Genomic DNA, 18272 nt, shown 5'->3' with positions numbered 1-18272 from the left:
ATTTCAACCAAGCTGGAGGACGTGACGATGCAAAGCAAGAATCTCCTGGAGCTGGCGGGTGCGATTTCTTCCGGCGCGGTGCGCGTCGTCGATCTGACCTTTACGCTCAGTCCGGATTTTCCGGTCATCGTGCTGCCGCCGGAGTTCGGCCAGGCGGCGCCGGTCCGCATCCAGGAAATCTCGCGATACGACGGTCGCGGCCCGGCCTGGTACTGGAACAATGTCACCTTCGGCGAACATACCGGCACGCATTTCGATGCGCCGATTCACTGGTTCACCGGCAAGGACCTGCCGAACAATGCCGTCGACACGATGCCGGCCAAGGACATGATCGCGCCGGCCTGTGTCATCGACTGCTCGGCGCAGGCGGCCCAGGATCCCGATTTCCTGCTGACGGTTCCACTCGTCGAGGCCTGGGAGGCGAAACACGGCCGCATCCCCGAGCGGAACTGGGTGCTGCTGCGAACCGATTGGTCGAAGAAGGGTTGGCGCGACTACGCCAATCTCAGGGATGACGGCGCGCACACGCCGGGCCCGAACGCGGCCGTCATGAAGTGGCTGGTGGAAGAGCGCGGCGTCATCGGATTCGGCACCGAGACCATCGGTACGGATGCAGGGCAGGCCGGGCATTTCGAGCCGCCTTATCCGGCGCATCACTTCCTGCACGGCGCTGGCCGTTACGGCCTGCAATGCCTGTGCAATTTGGATCAGCTTCCGGCCACCGGCGCCATCATCGTCGCCTCGCCGCTGAAGATCCAGAACGGCTCCGGCAGTCCGCTTCGCGTCATCGCGCTGGTCTCGTCAAACTGAAGTGAATTCATGGCGCTTGCCAATCAGAACAAGAAATATTCGCGAAAGACAGGTGCCATGAACGTGATCAAGAGTCTGCTGGTCTCCACTGCATTGCTTCTCGTCGTCCCGCAAGCAGCGCAGGCCGAGATCCTCGTTGGATTCGTCACCGGCCTCAGCGGGCCGGTGTCGTCGATCGGAATTCCCAACGCGAAGGGGATCGCGGCGGGGCAGGCCTATATCGGCGAGATCGGCGGCGAGAAGATTCGGGTCATCCAGCTTGATGACGGCTCCGATCCGACGGCGTCTGCACGCAACGCTCGCAAACTCGTCGAGCAGGAGAAGGTCGATGTCCTCATCGGCACGTCTGGCGCCCCGCAGACGCTCGCGATGGCGACGGCAGCAATCGAGATGAAGATTCCCATGATCGCGGTGTCGCCGATCGCGCCGGTGCCGCCCGGCGACGGCGGCCCCTGGGTCGTCCAGACGCCGCAACCAACGCCGCTGCTCGTGCAAGGCATCGTCGACCACATGAAGGCGAAGGGCCTGAAGACCGTCGCGTTCATCGGCTTCTCCGACGCGTTCGGCGATCTCATGTACAGTTCGCTCGAGCAAAGTGCGAAGACCGCCGATATCAAGATCATTGCCAACGAACGCTACGCCCGATCGGACGCCTCGGTCACAGCCCAGGTGCTGCGCGCGCTTGCTGCACGTCCCGACGCGATCATGCTCGGCGGCACCGGGACGCCCGGCGCGTTGCCGGTCATCGCGCTGTCCGAGCGTGGGTATAAAGGGCCGCTCTACGGCAATCACGGGCTGATCAGCGCCGATTTCCTGCGTCTGGCCGGCAAGACCGCCAACGGCATCATCTGCCCGACTGGACCTGTGACCGCCGCGGAGCAACTTCCGGCCAACAATCCGATTCAGAAGGTGGCCCTGGATTTCCGTGCGGCCTTCGAGAAAGCGAACGGCGAGGCGCCGACGGATTCTTTCTCGTCCTATTCCTTCGACGGCTGGCTGGTGTTCGCCGATGCCGCCAAGCGCGCGATGGCAACCGGTGCCAAGCCGGGCTCGCCGGAATTCCGAACCGCGCTTCGTCAGGCGCTGTTCACGACCAAGGAGGTCGTCGGGACGCAGGGCGTCTATACCTATACGCCGGCGGATCGGCATGGCGTCGACGACCGCTCGCGCATCATGGTCCAGATCGAGGACGGCAAATACAAGCTGTTGCCCTGAGGCGGGAGCATGATCGTGACGCAGAACGAGGTGCCGGCCTGGACGCGTGCTGTCACGTCGTTTCCGCCGTCGGACCGGATTCTGTCCACCATCCTCACGCGGCAGGCCGAACGTTACGGTGAGCGCATCCTGCTGGTCGCGGGTGAGACGCGCTGGTCCTTTGCGCAGACCGCGGCGATCGCGGCCGCGTCGGCCCAAGCACTCGTCGATGCCGGAATCAAGCCGGGCGATCGGGTCGCGCTGATGTGCTCGAACCGTCCGGAGTTCCTGCAGGTCTATCTCGGCTGCGCGTGGCTCGGGGCCATCGCGGTCCCGATCAATACCGCGTTGCGCGGTTTCCAGCTCTCCCACATCTTCCGCAACGCGCGTCCAGCGCTGCTTGTCGTCGAGGCTGAGTTCGCGGGCGCGATCGACAGCGTGGAGGCGGGGGTCGATCTGCCGCCTCGGACCTGGATCATCGGAGCTGGTGATGAGCCCATCGATGCCAGGTTGTCCGCGTTACCGCTGCCGGCGCTGGGAGCCGCAGCCGCGGCGGGCGCTGTCCGCCCTGGCGACACCGTTGCGATCCTCTACACATCGGGCACCACCGGGCCTGCAAAGGGTGTGTGTTGTCCGCAGGCGCAACTGTTCTGGTGGGGCATCTATTCGGCGCGTGCGCTCGGCATCCGCGAGGGCGATGTGCTGTTCACGACGCTGCCCCTGTTCCACACCAACGCGCTGAATGCGTTCTATCAGGCGCTCCTGAACGGATGCACTTACGTGTTGGAGCCGAAATTCTCCGCCTCCGGCTTTTGGGCCGCCGCGCAACGGCACAATGCGACGGTCGGCTATCTGCTCGGCGCGATGGCGTCGATGCTGCTGGCGCAGCCGAAGACGGCGAACGATTCGACGCATTGTCTTCGCGTTGCGCTCGGCGGCGGAGTGCCGCCGCAGATCCACGCTCCGTTCCGCGAACGCTTTGGCGTACCGCTGGTCGACGGCTACGGGTCGACCGAAACGAACTTCGTGTTCGCCGGCACGATTCCGTCGGATCGTCCGGGGACGATGGGCTATCTGGCCGAAGGCACCGAAGCCCGGATCGTCGACGAGAATGATTCAGCTCTTCCCGATGGAGAGGCCGGCGAGCTCGTGCTTCGCGCGAGTGAACCGTTTGCTTTTGCCACCGGCTATTTTGGCATGCCGGAGAAGACGGTCGAGGCCTGGCGAAATCTGTGGTTTCACTCGGGCGATCGTGTGGTTCGGGATCCCGACGGACACTATCGCTTCATCGACCGCATGAAGGATTCGATCCGCAGGCGTGGCGAGAACGTATCCTCCTGGGAGGTCGAGCAGACCATCCAGTCCCATCCCGCGGTCGCCGCTTGCGCGATCTACCCGCTGCCGTCTGAACTGGGAGAGGACGAGGTTGCAGCGGCGATCCTGCTGGAACCAGGACAATCGCTGGAGCCTGTCGACATCATCAGGCATTGCGAAGGACAGATCGCCTATTTCGCCATCCCGCGCTACGTGCGCATTTTGAGCCAGATGCCGCTGACGGAGAACGGCAAGATCAAGAAGGGCGTGCTGCGTGAGGCGGGCGTCACGGCGGATATTTGGGATCGCGAGGCGGCCGGAGTGAAGGTGCGACGCTGACAGTTGCGTCCGCTCAGGGTTTTTGCAGAGCGTCCCTGACAGCGCCCTTGAGCTCGTCGAGCTCGCCGATCAAGCCGTCGTACCGATCCGCGGGGAAATCCGCCAGCAACTCGGCAAGCCATGCGCCGTGGCTCTTGGCCATTCGCCTGAAGGTCTTGCGGCCTTCGACCGTCATGCAGACAATCTGCACGCGGCGGTCGAGGTTCGACGGCGTGCGGGTGATGTATCCGTCCGCGACCAGACGGTCCACGATCGGCGTGAGGTTCCCGGCGGAGACCATCAGGCGCTTGGGCAACTCTCCCAGCACAAGCCCGCTCGGTTCGCGGTCGAGCTGAGCCAGAACATCGAAGCGGGGCATCGTGAAATCGAACTCATCGCGAAACCGGCGCCGCAACTCCCCTTCGATCAGGGTCGTGCAGGCGAGCAGCCGGAGCCAAACTCGCGTTTGAGCCCTGTACTCGGCCTCCTGATCCACCCCATTCCTGGTTGATACAGGCGCGGACTCTTTCGCGAGTGCCAATCGAATCTCCCGGGCTTCGTAGCCTGTTGAAAGCTGGCGCAGCTCTCATGGTCGATGGCAAGATAGTTCGTGCCAAAAGTAAATTCAAGGCTGAGCCCGGGCGTCCCGGAATCGGTGCAGCTCCGTATCCAATTTGCGCTGTATCTCAAGATCGATGCCGGGGAGCCAAACTCGCCGGCGAGGTCTTTGCAGAAGCCGCCTTGACAAGGCGCGCGCCAACGAAATATTTTATGCTTAAAATAATTGAGGCAAAGGTTCAGCGCATGGCGTGACCCGGCGAAAGCCAGGGGATCATGCGCAGAGTCCGTATCGGCGGCGGCCCGGCCGGCCGCGCGGTCAGCGCAGGAGGGATCAGATGAGCTCCGTGGCAAAGGTGATCCGGCGTGAATGGCTTGACTGGCCGTTTTTCGAGCCGCGTCATCATGCGATTGGCGATGCACTCGACCGCTTCGTGCAGTCGGGGGCTCTCGACAAGATCGATCACAGCGACGTCGATGGCGCCTGCCGCCGGCTCGTGCGCGCGATGGGCGAGGCGGGGTTGCTCGATTGCGCGGTCGCGGCTCCCGATGGCGATGCCACGACAATCGATTCCCGTTCGATCTGCCTGTCGCGCGAGTCGCTCGCCTATGCCGATGGCCTCGCCGATTTCGCCTTCGCCATGCAGGGGCTCGGTTCAGGCGCGATTGCGCTCGGCGGTTCTGCAGAGCTGCGCAAGGCCGTGCTGCCGAAAGTTCGCTCCGGCGAATGGCTCGCGGCCTTCGCACTGTCCGAGAAGGAGGCGGGATCGGACGTCGCTGCGATGTCCTGCACCGCGCGCGCCGACGGCAACGACTACGTTATCGACGGCGAGAAGACCTGGATCTCCAACGGCGGTATTGCCGACGTCTACACGCTGTTTGCGCGAACCGGCGAGGCGCCGGGCGCCCGCGGCATTTCGGCCTTTGTGGTCTTTCCCGATGATCCCGGCTTCGGCATCGCCGAGCGCATCGACGTCATCGCGCCGCATCCGCTGGCGACGTTGCGCTTTACCAATTGCCGGATCCCTGCGAGCCGTCGCCTTGGCGCGCCGGGCGGCGGATTCAAGCTCGCGATGCAGACGCTGGATATCTTCCGCGCATCGGTCGCAGCCGCAGCGCTCGGCTTTGCCCGGCGCGCGCTCGACGAAGCGCTGTGGCATGCGCGGAGCCGGCACATGTTCGGCGCGACGTTGGGGGACCTGCAACTGACCCAGGCCGCGCTCGGCGACATGGCGACCGACACCGACGCAGCCGCGCTCCTGACCTACCGAGCGGCCTGGCGCCGCGATGTCCAGAAGCTGCCGACGACGCGCGAAGCTGCAATGGCGAAGCTGACGGCCACCGAGACTGCGCAGCGCGTCATCGACCGGGCCGTCCAGATGTTCGGCGGTCGTGGTGTGCGCAAGGGCGAGATCGTCGAAAGCCTCTATCGCGAAATCCGCGCGCTACGCATCTATGAGGGCGCAACCGAGGTTCAGAAATTGATTGTCGCGCGCGACCTCTTGAAGCCGCGCTGAGGGGGCTGAGGATTCCGCATGAGCACGACGACAAAGCCGGAAGCCGGCGCGACCAGCGGTCTGCAAGTGCTTCAGCCCAGCGGCTGGCCGCAGCCGAAGGGCTATTCCAACGGCATCATGGCCGAGGGACGCCTTGTCGTGACGGGTGGTGTCGTCGGCTGGGACGTTGCAGGCCGCTTTGCCGACGGGTTTGTCGCGCAGGTCCGGCAGGCGCTCGAAAACATCGTCGCGATCCTGGCGGAGGGCGGTGCGAGACCAGAACATCTCGTGCGCCTGACCTGGTATGTCGTGGACATGGACGAATACGTGTCCAGTCTCAAAGCGCTCGGCAAGGCTTATCGCGACGTCATCGGTGTGCACTACCCGAGTATGGCGCTCGTGCAGGTCGTGCGTCTCGTCGAGACGTCTGCGCGCGTCGAGATCGAAGCGACGGCTGTCGTACCGCGCTGACGACGGCGCGAGTTAGGCGAAGCGCCTGGCCGTTGTGACGTCGAACCGGGCGTCCTCCGGAGTGCAGCAATTCGCGTGGGATTCCCGCCCCGTGATGCTCGTAGTGCGAATCAATGATACTATCGGCGGCATCAGTTACCGCTTACCGGCATCGTTTGGCTCAACGGTATGATCGTAGATATCTCGCGTGGCCGAATCGATAATTGCTTGCGAGCGTGATCGGAGCGGCTCCAATTAGGTTGTGAATATCGGGCAAGAGCAGATCAGCGGCGCACCCGTATCAGCATCTCGCCCAGATCATTGGCAATATTGGGAAATCGTCCGGAAATGATGGTTTGGACCGATTGCGGTCTAATCGGACGCCCAAGTTTTCGGCACAATATTCCCTTGGTTCCGCCCAATCGAACCGAAATTCCTGCCCCAAACGTAAACATACGTTCACCCGCAATGAGAGGCCGGTTGCACTCAGACTTGGAGGTGCTGGGGGCACTCACCACAAAGGGGAAGCGATTTGACGCTACACTATACCGCAGGCAACAACATCAATGCACAGGGCACCTACACGCCAGCTGCGGCAGGCTTCAACTTGGCCGACGTTTCGTCGGTCGACGAGTTGAACGCACTGCCGGCCGGTGTGAAGGGCATGGTTTACCTCGATCAAGGGGACGGCGTTACCCAGAGCTTCATCGATGCGCTGAAGCCGTACATCGGTAACTCGAAGGTCTACGCCTTCTACCTCAAGGATGAGCCGGATCCGACGGGCCAGTACAATACGCTGGTGACGGCGGCCAACCTCAAGGCAGAGTCCGATTACATCCACGCCAACTTTCCCGGCGCGAAGACCTTCATCACCATGATGAACATGGGGTCTTCGGAGAACCCGACCTTCGCGAACACCTACAATCCGGCCAACACCCACATCGATCTGTTCGGCATCGATCCGTACCCGGTGCGGTCGGACATGAGCACGGTCGATTACACCATGATCGACAAGGCCGTGGCGGCCGCCGAGGCCGCGGGGATTTCGGTGGATCATATCGTCCCGGTGTTCCAGACCTTCGGTGGCGGCAACTGGGCCGATGACAGCGGTGGCCACTACGTGATGCCGACGGCCGCGCAGGAACAGACGATGCTCGCTCACTGGGCGGCGGTCGTGCCGAATCCGGCCTTCGATTACGCCTATGCGTGGGGCTCGCAAAATGGCGACACCGCACTCGAGAGCTCGTCCGCGTTGCAGAGCGTTTTCCTGCAGCACAATACCGCCACGAGCACGACGGTCGGAGGCACTACGGGAAGCACCACCGGAACCACGACCGGCAGTTCGAGCGGAACCACGACGACCGGGACCGGGTCGACAGGTGGCACGACCACCGCATCGGGTGGCACGACCACCGGTACGAGCAGCGGGACCACGTCCGGCAGTGGCACGACCACGGGCTCGACCAGCGGCAGTTCGTCCAGCGGCTCGACATCGACGACGACGACTGATCATCACCATCATCATCATGGGCTCGATTTCTCGCAGCTGACGTCCAGTTCAACGGTAACCGCGTCGGCAACTGTGGCGACGACGACCACGCCGACTGCGACCGCAACGCCAAGCGTCGCAACGGACACCACCACGGATGTCGGCCCTCATCATCTGACCGATCTGATCGGCCACCACACCGACCATCACGCCTGGCACCTCTGAGTTCAGAGGATCGCCTAACTCAATAAAGACATACGCGGGGCGCGAATGCCCCGCGTATCGGAATAGCCTAGGGGACCGTTGGCGGCCGCACAGGTCGCGAGTCGGGGTGCCATTCTGCGCACTGCGGAATGTTGGAATGCGAGCGCTAGCGCTCGATCGCATGCAAATTTCAACCGCTTGCCGCTGCCCGATCAAGGGCCGCCCGGATATGCATATGTACGCTTCGGCAAAGGGCTCCGCGCTCGCGGAGGGATTTCGTCAGATACGTCCCGGCCTCCTCGCAGCCGGCGGACTATCGATATTCATAAACCTGCTGGTGTTCGTCTCTCCGCTCTACACCATGCAAATCTACGATCGCGTGCTGACCAGCCGGAACGGAATGACCCTCCTGCTGCTCTCGCTGATAGCGCTCGCGCTCTTCGTCAGCTACGCGACGCTCGAACATTTTCGCAGCCGGATCCTCGTGCAGATCGGGCTCAGGTTCGACCAGCTTCTCTCGGGAGAGGTCTTCGAGACCGCGCTCGGGCATTCCCTGGCCACGGGCAGCTCGCATCATGTCCAGCTGCTTCGCGACGTGGACACCCTGCGGGAAGTCTTGTCGGGCGGCGTGATTACGTCGCTCATGGACGTGCCGTGGACGCCGATTTTCCTGGCAATATGCTTCTTGCTCCATCCCCTGATCGGCCTCGTTGCCCTGATCGGTGCGGTCATCATCCTTTTGCTGGCCTTCCTCAACGAGCGCGCCACCAAGGCGCCGCTCATTACGGCCGCGTCGAAAAATCTTCATGCGCTGGACCGATTGACGTCCTCGCTCCGCAACGCCGAGGCCATCCGGGCGCTTGGCATGGGGCCTGCCGTGCGCATCGCCTGGAGCTCGACGCATGGCGAGGCACTTCTCGACGGCGCCCGTGCGGGTGAGCGCGGTGGCACGCTCCTTGCGATTTCCAAATTCCTGCGGATGGCCCTTCAGGTGTCGATCATGGGCGTGGGAGCCTATCTCGCGATCCAGCAGGAGATCTCGGGAGGCGTTCTGTTCGCGGCGTCGCTCATCATGGGACGCGCGCTCGCGCCGGTGGAAGCCGCCGTGTCGCAGTGGAAGGCCATCGTTGTCGCGCGGACGTCATATGCGCGGCTCGATGCCGCGCTCCGGACCCGGGCCGCGGAGCGGCCGCCGACCCGGCTGCCCGCGCTGGCCGGTGAGGTCTCGGTCGAAGCCGTGACGGTCCTCGTACCCGGATCGCAAATGCCTGCGGTGGCAGATGTGTCGTTCCGCCTGGCGCCCGGCGAAATTGTTGCCGTCGTCGGTCAGTCCGGCTCCGGCAAATCGACGCTGGCGCGAGCGTTGGTCGGTGCCTGGCCCATCGTTCGCGGTTGCGTGCGCATCGATGGCAACGACACGAGGCATTTCGATGCCAATTTCCTCGGGCAGCGCCTCGGGTATCTTCCGCAGGACGTCGAATTGTTTGCCGGCACCGTTCGCGACAATATCGCCCGGTTCCGTGACGATGCGACAGACGAAGCGGTTGTCGAGGCTGCACAACTGGCATCCGCGCACGCCATGATCCAGCGGCTTCCGAAGGGTTATGACACCGTCATTGGCGACAATGGCGCGGGTCTTTCGGGCGGCCAGCGACAGCGTATCGGATTGGCGCGTGCGCTGTTCGGCAAGCCGGTGCTGGTCGTGCTCGACGAGCCGAATGCCAATCTGGACGGAGACGGCGACCGCGCGCTGGCCGATGCCCTCCAGGAGCTCCGGAAGCAGGGGGTGACCGTCGTGATCATCAACCATCGCCCCAATCTGCTTGCCCTCGTCGACAAGATCGTCTTCATGAACGAGGGTCGCCTTGGCCGGTTCGGCACACGCGACGAACTTCTTCCTGCGCTGCTGGGGCAGGCCGTCACGCCGATGCATCGCGAACCGCGAGTGCCGGCCGATCGCCGCCACCAGGCCGAAATTCATCATCGCGCCGACGGCGCCCCCCGCAACGTTTACCTCTCGAATTCGGCGAGGCCTGCGCACGCGACGAGGCAATGATGGACGACAACATGCTGTCGCTGAAAGAGAGAAGTCTTCATATTGAATTCACGGAGCTCCTGAAGCGCTTGAACGGAAGTGACAAGCCCCAAAGGGGCGATGCCGTGCGCAGCGGCATCGCCAGCTTGCGGTCGCAGGCAAGGCGGCTTGTTCCCCTTGCGAGGGCAGCGCGCTCGACCTTTTCGAATTGGTACGCGCGGCGAGATCAAGGCGGCACGCCTGGCGGCGACTGGCATGCCCCAGCGCGACGAGGCTTCGCCGTGGTGTTCTTCACGTTCGCCGTATTCGGCGGTTGGGCCGCGCTGGCCTCGATCGATGGTGCGGTGGTGGCCACGGGGTCGGTGGTCGTCGAGAGCGACAAGAAGGCGGTGCAGCACCTCGAGGGCGGCATCGTGCAGAGCCTGATGGTGACCGGCGACGCTCACGTCGCGGAAGGGCAGGTCTTGTTGCGGCTCGATTCAACCCAGGAACGGGCGAAACAGGAGATTGCGCGCTCGGCCGTTTATTCGGCGATCGGCGAGGAGGCACGCCTGCAGGCTGAAGCCGCGGGAAGGGACAAGATCGCGTTTCCCGCCGACCTCACCCAGAATGCGTCCGACCCAGCTGCGCAACGCGCGATGGGCGACCAGAAGCGGCGCTTTGACGAACGCCGTGCCGCGCGGAAAATCGAGATATCGATTCTTGAAGAGCGCGTCGCGCAGGCGCAGCGGCAGATTCAGGGAAACGATGCGCAAAGCAAGGCGACACGGGCGCAGTACGATAGTGTGAGCCAGGAATATGCCAAGCTCAAGCCGCTCGCCGATCAGGGGATCGTTGCTTTCGCACGCGTCGCAACGCTCGAGCGCAGCAAGTCCGAGCTCGACGGCAAGATCGGCGCTTACGAGGCCGATATCGCCCGCTATGGACGCGTGATCGACGAGTCGCGGTTGCAGATCGAGCAGGTCGGACAGAAGGTTCTGGAGGAGGCGACCGGCAAGCTGACCGAGACGAGGGCGCAACTTGCCGATGCGCGCGAGAAGCTGCGGGTCGCCGATGATGTTCTGGCTCGAATGGAGGTGCGTGCGCCGCGCGCCGGACGCATCGTGAATTTGAAAGTGCACACGGTGGGAGCGGTGGTCAAGGCGGGCGACGTTCTGATGGAGGTCGTTCCCGACAACGACGTGCTCGTGGTTTCGGCGAGGGTGTCGTCCCTCGACATCAACCATGTGCAGGTCGGTCTGCCCACGGAGATCCGGCTTCCTTCGTTCAAGGCTCGCTCCACCCCGATTGCCGTGGGAGAGGTCCTCTCGATCGCAGCCGATGCCGTTCGCGATGAAGCGACGCATCAACCGTACTACGAGGTCAAGGTCTCGGTAGAGGTGGCTAAATTCCCCGAGGCGATCAGGGAAAAGCTCAAGCCCGGCATGATGGCCGACGTGCTCATCGCAACCGGGGAGCGCACCGTGCTGGCCTATCTCACGCAACCGATGACGGACGCGATACGTCGCGGCATGCGGGAGAACTAGCGCGCAGGAGGCTGGAGCTTGGGAGAGGGGGCCGATCTCTGATCAGATGGAGCGCTTGCTCACGATGCCGGCCAATTGCAGGCGGTCGCGAGCTTGCGTCGGACCGAATCCAGGCCGACGAGGTCAAACGTGTTTTCGTATGGGAGCGGCTTTCCCGCGTAGACCCTGATCAGAAGCCTGCCGCCCTCCGGCATCGCTCGGAACAGGCGAACGGCGTCCCCCTGATAAGTCAGACTTCTTCCTCCCTCCGTCGCGCGCCAGCGTTCTTCGACGATTGGCTCGTCGTTGATCTGGTGCACGACTTTCACCTCGGTCTCTGGAGGCTGCTTCCAGGATGGCGAGGTGGGTATTGTCAGCTCGGTCCGACCGCCGCGACAGCGGATCGCGATCGAGGAGGGCGCATCCTTCGCGGCCCGACGTCCCATCGTCTGCGCCGAGATCTGCGGCTTGTAGTCCACCGGGGAGGTCGTCTCGCTGATGACCCAGTCCCGCGCTCGCGGTAGTGCCGAAGTGGTCGGCTCTGCCTCTCCCAGCAGATCGTCGACGCATTTCAGCCGTTCCATTCCTTGGTATCGGGCACATTCCTTCAATCGGTCGGTCGCATCGCCCGCCTGTGCGAGGGTCGGCGGGCTCAGACTTGCGAGTGTCATCAAGGCTACGGCACTTAAGGGCCTCATCGTGACAGTCCAACCGTTGCGCCCGGCGAGCGATCGAGCCATTCCTGCGCGGGGCCGAAGCGGGCGAGGCTGGGAACGCCCGCGCGGAGGCTCACGTCCTTCCATTTCGGATCGAAGCCGGGTGATTGCAGCCGGTCGAGCCGGCCGAACAACTGCTCCACGAAGCGGGCCATGCGCGCGTAGCGATCGGATTGTTTCGGCCAGTTGTAGCCCGCCAGAATGGTCGGAACCGCGATGGTCGAGATGCGTTCGCCCTGCGGCACGAGGCTCGGATAGTCCGCCGAGCTGATCGCAGACGGTAGGTAGTAGTCCTCGAACCGCGAATCGTACTCCACAGGCAGGAATTTGTACCCGGGCTCCCAACGCCCCTTCAGGAAGGCATCGATCGGCTTCGACGTGATGAACACGACCGCCGCGATTTCTCCGCTCTTCATTTGCTGGAGTGCGACCTGATGGGGGATGAACATCTTCTCGACGTTTAGCCCCAGCCGGCTGAAAATCAGTGGACCGGAATAGGCAGCCGCCGTGCCTTGCGTGTTGAAATTGACCTTCTTCCCCTTGAGCTCATCGAGCGACTTGATCTCGGGACGCACAAAGACGTGCAGTTCGGCCGGGAAGAGATTGAGAATGTAAACGATGCGCCGGTCGATCGACGGGACCTGGGCCTTGTATTCGTCGAGGGCGTCCGTATTGATGATCGCCGCATCCACGCCTCGCAGGTAGAGCAGCGAATTGACGTTCTCCGTCGCGCCGGTCGTCACGATCGGGATGACGTGGAGCTTGTCTTCCTCGTTGACGACTCGGGCGATCTCCGCCGCAAGCCGAAGCGGAGCACCTTCAATGAGGCCGCCTGCGAGCCCGACGGTCCAGGCATTGATGCGCTCCTTTGCGATGACGTCGGCGTTCTTTGCCGCTGCCGGCGGAGCGGGTGGCTGTTTCGTAGACTGGGCGTTCGCCGTCATCTGCAAGCCGAGCAGCGCCGCTGCAATCGTGGACGCGAGCCTGATCATGGCCATAGGTCTGTCTCCGTCATCTAGCCATTCGAGATTGATCCGACGCTACTTCAGCGCCTTGATCCGCTCCTCCGCATCATCAATGCCGCCAGCCTTGGCCTTTTGATACAGGTCGCGCGCCTTCGCCGGGTCGCCGGTCACTCCGCGTGCGCGCCACGATTCCAGCACCGGCGGATCATAGGTCTCCGCGAGCATGAAGGCGGCCCGCGCGCTGCCGCGCGCCAGAGCCAGCTCGAGCAACTGGCGGGCGCTGCTGATATCGGCCTGCCGCAGCAACGCATTCGCCCGTGCAAGCAGCTTCTGTTCGTCCGCAGGGGTGCGGGACGGCGCCGGCGTCGGAAGCGGAACGGAGCGCTCTGACGCTGCGGCAACCTTGGGATCCGCCGCGGGAATACGATCCGCCGCCTGTGCCTGCGGTGTCGATCGGGCCGATTCAGGAGAGCGTTGCTGGTTGGAGGCGACAGTCCGGGGTGAATCCTGCTCGAGCGAGCGGCCCCTTGCCTCGGTGTTGGGAGCGGAATCGGCCACACGCCCCTTTTCGGTCTGTGCCGGCGGCGGGCTTGCGGACGCATTTGTTGAAGTCCGTTTTCCAATCGCCTGCTCAAGCCTGATCTTGGTTGACGCAAGCTCGCGCGCGAGAGCGTCGGCGCGCTCGTGTTCAGCAGCGAGCGCATCGTTCTGCTTCGCCGTCGTCGCGCTGAGTTCAGTAACTCTGAGGATCTCGGCATAGGCGACGACCAGGCCAGCCGAACGTTCCTCGACCTCCTTCCGAGCGGAGGCCAGTTCACGGAGGAGACCCTCACTCTTGGCCCGCTCTTTGAGCAGTTCCTTCTTGTTCGCGGCCAGTGCAGCATCGGCGGCCAGTGCGGCCTCCCGAGCGGCGAAACGCGCGTCGTCGCGCTCGCTCGTCAGCGACTTCGTTTCGCGTGCTAGCGTGTCTGCCCTATCTCGCTGCTGCCCGAGTTCACGTTCCAGCACCTGCCTCTGCTCGGATTCGGCTGCACTGGCCTTGACGGACGCGGCTCGCGCGGCATCCAACTCGGCCTGGATGGAGCCGAGCTGCTTTGAGGCGGCGTCTGCGCGATCTCGCTGTTGCGCGAGTTCGTTTTCCGCGGCGAGAGCCCGCTCCGACTTTGCCGCGGCCGCCTTCGCAACGTCAGAGGTCTCGGCGCGAGCTGTATTGGCCGCCGCCCGCAGGGTGACCAGTTCGCTTGCGGCGGCATTAGCCCTGTCGCGTTGCAGCTTCAACTCCTGCTCCAGAGCCTGTTTCTGCGTGGCCTCGGCGGCGGCGACTTTGGTAGAGTCGGTAGCTGCGGTCCGTGCGGTTTCGAGCGCGGCCCTGAGCGAAATCAGTTCGGTGACGGCAGCCTCGGATCCGTCGTGTTGCTGCTTCAGCTCGACTTCGAGCGCTTGCGTCCGTGCAACCTCCGAGGCGAGGGCCGTTGAGGCCTCCGTCGCGGCGCTTCGCGCGACGTCGAGATCCGATCGGAGCGATGCAAGTTCGGCTGCATTGCTCTCTTTCCCGGCTCGCGGTTCGACGACCGGCTCTTGCTTGGGATCCAGGGAGGGGATCTGCATCGCCCTTGAAGCTGCGATCCGGGCCGCTTCGAGCTCTGCCCTGAGGAATGAGAGGTCTCGCGTGAGATTACTGACCTTGTCCCGTTCGAGCTCAAGAGCGTGGGTTTGTCGGATCCCCAACTCAATGGCACCAAGGGCGTGCTCACGGTCGCGCTGGGCGGCGCTAAGCTCTGCCCGGACACTCGTCAGCTCACGTGCGAGCCTGTCGGCCCGATCACGCTCCTGTTCGAGCGCCTGTTGCTGCCTGATCCGTTCGGCTTCAACTGCCGGGACGCCGAACTCGATATCATCGCGCGAACCGGCATGTGCGAACCCGACAAGCAGTGCCAGGACGAAAGTCGTCGCCGCAGCTGTTCGCGCAAGAGCGCCGCCGAGCGATCGGCCCTGCCGGACAGAACCGGGACCCCCGCTCAGCGAGACAGTCGTTTCGTGCGCAATTGCCTGTAACCCCATCGTAACAGCTCAGACTGGCTTTGGGCACCTTGCCGTACAGCGACACCAATGACATCGCCTTGGTCGGTCCCCTGTCGAGGTCGCAGGGTAGGTAGCCACAAGGAGGTAGCGGGGCGTCGCTTCGGGAATAAAGTAGATCGTCTGCGCTGCCGCTGCGCTTTCCTTGACCGGCGCAGCCTCGCGCAACAGATTGGGACGGACCAGCCGAGGCTGCGCGTGTTCCGCACAAACCAGGGGAAGACAGCATGAACAGATCAGTCATCGTTTTCGCCAGTCTGACCTTCACTGGCGCGTTTCTGGTGAACGCGATCCAGGCAGGCCAAGCCTCATCTCCGTCGGTAAATCCAAGGCTCAACGCCAACGCCAAGATGATGGCCAGTCACAAGCGTGTGCAGTCGCATCGGCTTGTCGTTCAGGTCGACGTCAATGATCCGGCGATCATGAACCTCGCGTTGAACAACGTCAGCAACACGGTTCAGCACTATTCCGAAATCGGCCAGAAGGTCGAGGTCGAACTGGTGGCGTTCGGACCAGGGTTGCACATGCTGCGAGACGATACCTCGCCGGTGAAGGCACGCATCAAGTCCATGAGCGAGACCATGCCCGAAGTCGCGTTCTCGGCATGCGGAAACACCAAGGAAAATATGGCGAAGACTGAAGCGAAGGATATCCCTCTCATTTCGCAGGCGAAGGTCACCAAATCCGGCGTGGTCCGGTTGATGGAACTGCAGGAGCAGGGCTGGAGCTACCTGCGCCCCTGAAACGGGCGGTATGCGCGCCGGCGCCGAGCGCCGGCAGGCATGAGATCTCAGACGGACGCTTTGACGCGAACCTCCGGCTTGACGCGAACATCCGGCCGCGCCGGAGCCTCGTCCTTGGCCGGAGCCTCTTCCTTGCGGTTCGACGCGAATAGCCCAAGGAACCCAGGCAGCAGCCGCAGATGCCGGAAGGTGAAGAAGGCCATGGCGATGTGCCAGATGATCAGCGCGGCTGAGCTCGCGATCGCAGCGCCGGTCAATCCAAGCCAATAGATGAATGCGATGCTGGCGAGGATGTTGAAGGCGGCACTCAGGGTCAGCAGAACGGCAGCCCCCCATTCGTGCTCGGTCATCGTCATGAGGAGCAGTAGGGATCCGAAGGCGGCTGCGACCACCTGACCCAGGAGCAGGATGCGCAGGGCGGATGCGCCGGCCACAAAATCCCTGCCGAACCACGCCAGAAGTGGCTCGGCCACGATCGCCAACCCGAGCGCGATGGCCACCGAGGTACAGAGGGTCCATAAAGCGGCCTTGGTCACGAGTGCCTGCAAGGTCACCCGATCGTTCTTTGTGAAGAGGCTCGAAATGGTCGGTGCGAACAGCGTGTTGATCGCAGTGCGGGGCAATGCCACCAGGAATGCGATATTGAAGACCAGGCTGTATATTCCGGCCTCCCTGGTTTCCCCGAACCATCCGAGCAGCACCACGCCGGCGCGGTTGAGGAGAGCTTCTGCACCGGCGATGATCATGAACGGGATGGCAGTCTGCCGCCAGGTTGCGGGGGCATATTGCGGCTCCGCCGCGCTGATTGCGTCCGGACACAATCTCCGAACGGCTCGGCTGGCGAGCACGAGCCCGACGACGGCGCCGGCGACGCTTGCCATCATGATCCCCTGTGCCTGCATGCGCGATCCGAAGAAAAGACCGGCCACGACGACAATGATCACAAGCAATCCGTCCCGCATCACGCGGTCGGGTATAAGTGCCGGAACGACGCCGCCGAAAGCGCGGACGATCGAGCAGCGTATCCATAACAGCGCCAGAAGGGGAATGAGAACGAAGCCGACCAGAAAGGTGTTCGTCAACTCCGTCGAGAACGGCCTGGGCCAGATCTCGATAATGCATGCCCCGATGAGTGCGACCAGAAGGCTTATGCCAAGCGAACGCCGCTCCGCGTATTGGATGACGCCTCGTGCAAGGCCGCTCGCTCCCATGGTCTGATACGCGGACACGAAGCGCAACAGTGCGATATCGAAACCGAGCGCGCAGAAATATGCGAGGATGGTTATCCACGCGATGACATAGGCGTAGACGCCGTAGGTGTGGGCGCCGACGATCCTGGCGATCAGGAGTTGCGCGCTGGCGGTTACGCCGGCACTGGCAACATAGACTGAGAATGCTGCAGCTCCTCCGATTACCACTCGTCTGATCCGCGCGTGGCCAGCGCTCCGATCATGCATTTCCATTTTCTGTCCTTGCAGTACTGGCTTACTGAATGCTCTGAAATCCAGGTCTAAAAACGACTTAAGGAAAGTGCTTCAACAGGGAGTGGTCCGAGATGTTCGCTTCGAGAACCGCTGGTTTGACCGTGGAGCGCTTCTGTTGCTCGGCGATGACCACAATCTGCCGTTCCAGCTGCTCGACGGCCGCGGCGAGAGACGATCGATCGAGCGACGAGATGCTCACGACGTTCCTGCCTTTCCTGCACAGCACCTCGTGCAGGACGTCGACGATGCTGCGCGAGCTGAGGCTGGTTTCCACGTCCAGTTCGAGCATCTGTTCGAACGGTCCCCCGAGACGATGCCGGTCGCGAAGCCGCTCCTCGAGCAGCTTGGTGGGTGCGTCGAGGCGGACCAGGATGTCCGGTTCGGGGACAAAATCGAGCGCATACGAGATCAGTGCTTCGTCGGCAATGCCGCAAAGCAGTGCCAGAGAGCAGATCGCCTGGACGAATGCCTGATCGAACAGGACGATGTGCGCAATGGTGGACCTGCGAAACCAGGCATGCGACAGCCTGGACATGTATTGCAGCAGTCTGAGCGAAGAAAGCGTGTTGGATGGCGGAAGTATCCTGATCAGATTCAACGCCGTCCCGAGATCGCGTGAAATCCCCCGCGGCCGGAACATCATGGAAACCAGCTCCGCCAGCGGACGCGTCAGGCGCCGCGTCGTGAAGGATATCGTTCGAAGGGCCGTCGATGGTGTGACGGTCTCGCTTGATGCGCGCTCAGCCGGCCGATGGCTGAGCACGAGGTCCACGGTGTAGTCGCGCTCGCGCAGACGTGCCGCAAGAGTACGTGCAAGAGTGGTCTTGCCGGCACCTGGAGGACCGAAAAACTCGATGATCATATCCGAACTCAGACAAATGAAATGATTGAATTGAACCGTTCCGTCGTTTG

General features: G+C 63.1%; 16 protein-coding genes. 10 read left to right on the top strand and 6 right to left on the bottom strand.

What is annotated here, in order from left to right; all coding sequences use genetic code 11:
- Positions 1-27 precede the first annotated feature (27 nt).
- The 3 genes from QA645_RS27710 to QA645_RS27700 are packed head-to-tail and all read left to right on the top strand — an operon-like array spanning position 28 to position 3657.
- On the top strand, positions 28-810 hold the full coding sequence (locus tag QA645_RS27710) for a cyclase family protein (protein WP_254193008.1): 783 nt from the start codon (positions 28-30) through the stop codon (positions 808-810).
- A gap of 57 nt (positions 811-867) precedes the next feature.
- Complete coding sequence (locus QA645_RS27705; protein WP_283053369.1) at positions 868-2025, top strand: ABC transporter substrate-binding protein; 1158 nt, start codon at positions 868-870, stop codon at positions 2023-2025.
- Positions 2026-2040: 15 nt separating this feature from the next.
- Complete coding sequence (locus QA645_RS27700) at positions 2041-3657, top strand: ATP-dependent acyl-CoA ligase (protein WP_283044662.1); 1617 nt, start codon at positions 2041-2043, stop codon at positions 3655-3657.
- Between the two features lie 13 nt (positions 3658-3670).
- Here the strand turns inward: QA645_RS27700 and QA645_RS27695 are convergent, their stop codons facing one another.
- Positions 3671-4177 carry a MarR family transcriptional regulator gene (locus QA645_RS27695; RefSeq protein ID WP_283044661.1) on the bottom strand — a complete coding sequence of 169 codons (507 nt, stop codon included), beginning with the start codon at positions 4175-4177 and terminating at the stop codon, positions 3671-3673.
- 355 nt (positions 4178-4532) lie between these two features.
- Here QA645_RS27695 and QA645_RS27690 point away from each other — a divergent pair, with 355 nt between their 5' ends.
- The 5 genes from QA645_RS27690 to QA645_RS27670 all read left to right on the top strand — a co-directional run bounded on the left by QA645_RS27690 (position 4533) and on the right by QA645_RS27670 (position 11394).
- The gene (locus tag QA645_RS27690; RefSeq protein WP_283044660.1) at positions 4533-5711 is read left to right on the top strand and encodes an acyl-CoA dehydrogenase family protein; all 1179 of its coding nucleotides are present in this window, start codon (positions 4533-4535) and stop codon (positions 5709-5711) included.
- Between the two features lie 18 nt (positions 5712-5729).
- A complete protein-coding gene (locus QA645_RS27685; protein WP_283044659.1) occupies positions 5730-6161 on the top strand; it encodes a RidA family protein in 432 nt (143 codons plus the stop codon).
- 511 nt (positions 6162-6672) lie between these two features.
- The gene (locus QA645_RS27680) at positions 6673-7854 is read left to right on the top strand and encodes a calcium-binding protein (RefSeq protein ID WP_283044658.1); all 1182 of its coding nucleotides are present in this window, start codon (positions 6673-6675) and stop codon (positions 7852-7854) included.
- A gap of 214 nt (positions 7855-8068) precedes the next feature.
- Positions 8069-9889: a type I secretion system permease/ATPase gene (locus tag QA645_RS27675; RefSeq protein WP_283044657.1), complete on the top strand. Its 1821-nt coding sequence runs from the start codon at positions 8069-8071 to the stop codon at positions 9887-9889.
- Positions 9890-10149: 260 nt separating this feature from the next.
- Entirely contained in the window at positions 10150-11394 is a 1245-nt protein-coding gene (locus tag QA645_RS27670; RefSeq protein WP_283044656.1) for an HlyD family type I secretion periplasmic adaptor subunit, read from the top strand.
- A gap of 59 nt (positions 11395-11453) precedes the next feature.
- Here the strand turns inward: QA645_RS27670 and QA645_RS27665 are convergent, their stop codons facing one another.
- The 3 genes from QA645_RS27665 to QA645_RS27655 all read right to left on the bottom strand — a co-directional run bounded on the left by QA645_RS27665 (position 11454) and on the right by QA645_RS27655 (position 14662).
- The gene (locus QA645_RS27665) at positions 11454-11957 is read right to left on the bottom strand and encodes a type VI secretion system-associated protein TagO (RefSeq protein WP_254193015.1); all 504 of its coding nucleotides are present in this window, start codon (positions 11955-11957) and stop codon (positions 11454-11456) included.
- Positions 11958-12067: 110 nt separating this feature from the next.
- The gene (locus QA645_RS27660; protein ID WP_283044655.1) at positions 12068-13087 is read right to left on the bottom strand and encodes a TAXI family TRAP transporter solute-binding subunit; all 1020 of its coding nucleotides are present in this window, start codon (positions 13085-13087) and stop codon (positions 12068-12070) included.
- A gap of 42 nt (positions 13088-13129) precedes the next feature.
- A complete protein-coding gene (locus QA645_RS27655; protein ID WP_283044654.1) occupies positions 13130-14662 on the bottom strand; it encodes a hypothetical protein in 1533 nt (510 codons plus the stop codon).
- A 105-nt stretch (positions 14663-14767) separates the two neighbouring features.
- Between QA645_RS27655 and QA645_RS27650 the strand changes: the two genes are divergently transcribed.
- Both QA645_RS27650 and QA645_RS27645 read left to right on the top strand, forming a co-directional pair.
- On the top strand, positions 14768-15109 hold the full coding sequence (locus QA645_RS27650) for a hypothetical protein (protein ID WP_283044653.1): 342 nt from the start codon (positions 14768-14770) through the stop codon (positions 15107-15109).
- Positions 15110-15414: 305 nt separating this feature from the next.
- The gene (locus QA645_RS27645; RefSeq protein ID WP_309144851.1) at positions 15415-15876 is read left to right on the top strand and encodes a DsrE family protein; all 462 of its coding nucleotides are present in this window, start codon (positions 15415-15417) and stop codon (positions 15874-15876) included.
- 47 nt (positions 15877-15923) lie between these two features.
- Here the strand turns inward: QA645_RS27645 and QA645_RS27640 are convergent, their stop codons facing one another.
- Together QA645_RS27640 and QA645_RS27635 are read right to left on the bottom strand one after the other, a co-directional pair.
- Positions 15924-17294 (bottom strand): oligosaccharide flippase family protein, encoded by a 1371-nt coding sequence (locus QA645_RS27640; protein WP_283044652.1) that lies wholly within the window; start codon positions 17292-17294, stop codon positions 15924-15926.
- A gap of 103 nt (positions 17295-17397) precedes the next feature.
- Positions 17398-18222 (bottom strand): AAA family ATPase, encoded by an 825-nt coding sequence (locus QA645_RS27635; protein WP_283044651.1) that lies wholly within the window; start codon positions 18220-18222, stop codon positions 17398-17400.
- Positions 18223-18272: the final 50 nt, after the last annotated feature.

Origin of the sequence: Bradyrhizobium sp. CIAT3101, assembly GCF_029714945.1 — a bacterium.
GTDB lineage: Bacteria > Pseudomonadota > Alphaproteobacteria > Rhizobiales > Xanthobacteraceae > Bradyrhizobium.
This window is presented reverse-complemented; position numbering and strand designations above follow the sequence as displayed.